Genomic DNA, 1,457 nt, shown 5'->3' with positions numbered 1-1,457 from the left:
CGAGCGCGGCCGGGAAGCGGTTTTCGGGCGCGAGCCGGTAGTCGAGCGAGAACGAACGCACGCCCGCGCGCTTCGTCAGCCCGAACACCAGCGGCCGATGGGTTTTCGTCGAACAGAAGTAGTAACCGCCGCCGTGGAAATACAGCAGCGTGCGGCCCGGCCCGCGCCCCGCGGCCGCATCGGTGCGTTCGAGCCATTCGCCGCGCAGCGGCGCATCGCCAGCGCCATAGCACTGCCGCAGCCGGTAGCCCGACGGCGGGCGGCGCGGCACGAACATCCGCAGGTCGGTAAAGCGCCGGGCACGCGCGGGGTCGAGCACCTCGCGCGTGGTCTCCGGACGAAACTGCCAGCGCAGCAGCCAGCAGGCGAACTTGCTTTGCCAACTCATCGGACGCACTCCGTCATCACAGTGTGACGATGGTACGTTCAAACGTTCCCGCGTCGCTCGACAGGTGCCTCTACATCAAACGCCGGCGCTCAGTTCGCCGGCATCACCTGGCCGCGGATCTCGCCGGACGGGTGTTCCTTCGTATGAATGTTGAAGTACCACTTGCCGCCCATCAGGTCGGTGACCTGCTCGTCGGTGAGCGCCTTCGAACCCTTGATCGGGCTCGTCAGTTCGTCCTTCGGAATCGGCACCTGCACGCCAGCGTTCTGGCCGACCGGCGCGGGCCCGTGGAAATGCGCGGCGGTGGCCGGGCCCGAGAGGTGTTCGTAAGTGACCGTCCACTGCAGCATGTGGGTGGCCGTGTCGTAGGTGGCGGCGACGGTGCCCGAGCCCTTGGTCGCCGTCGGCGGCACTTCGCTCGACGGCTGCAGACTGGCGGACAGGCGCACCGTTTCGGCGGCGGCGCTGCCGGCGGCCAGCACGCCCGCCAATAACGCGACCTGGAGCAAACGCAGCTTGAGCATGGATTCTCCTTGTACGACGTGGTACGCCGCGCGAGCGGCGGCGTCACCCCTGATGGTAGTCGATCGGCGCCCGCTCCGGCAGACTGCCGGAACCTGGAAGAGACCTTTGCAGCATGGCCTCTGAATCCGTGCGCGGCCTTTCGCTACACTTCGTTTCACAGTTGCTTGTTTCCTTCGTCCGAAGGAGTCTGCGAGTATTCACGCGGCCGCCCCGGCCGCGTTTTTTTTGCGTGTCCCGAACGACACGCGGCATGCCGCACGCGGATTCCGCTTTTCCGCTCCATCCATTACCAAGCAGCACGAAGCGTTTCTCTTCGCGCACACGTCGCGACCGACGCGCGTCCCGCCAGTCACCAGGACGAGACAGCGTCCCCCCATGTTGTCGCGATACGTGTAATACGTTATTGCGCCAAGCCGGGTCGACACGTGTTTTCCTGCGCAGGAAAATGTTCGCGTGTTGTCGTGACTGGAAAGTGAACCGTGCCGGCCCGTCCCCCGATGCCCTGCCCGACCCGCCCCGTCCGTGTCCGCCCGCTGCTGGCGGG

General features: G+C 66.3%; 2 protein-coding genes. Both read right to left on the bottom strand.

Annotated elements, in window-relative coordinates; translation table 11 throughout:
• Positions 1-388 (bottom strand): alpha/beta hydrolase (locus H3O04_RS35315; protein WP_202589512.1); only part of this gene is annotated, 388 nt, incomplete at its 3' end.
• 89 nt (positions 389-477) lie between these two features.
• Complete coding sequence (locus H3O04_RS35310) at positions 478-912, bottom strand: CHRD domain-containing protein (RefSeq protein ID WP_202589511.1); 435 nt, start codon at positions 910-912, stop codon at positions 478-480.
• Positions 913-1,457: the final 545 nt, after the last annotated feature.

Source organism: Burkholderia sp. KCJ3K979, assembly GCF_016759955.1.
In the GTDB taxonomy this organism is placed as follows: Bacteria; Pseudomonadota; Gammaproteobacteria; order Burkholderiales; family Burkholderiaceae; genus Burkholderia; species Burkholderia orbicola.
Note: the sequence above shows the minus strand (reverse complement) of the source record. Positions and strands in the feature narration are given on the sequence as shown.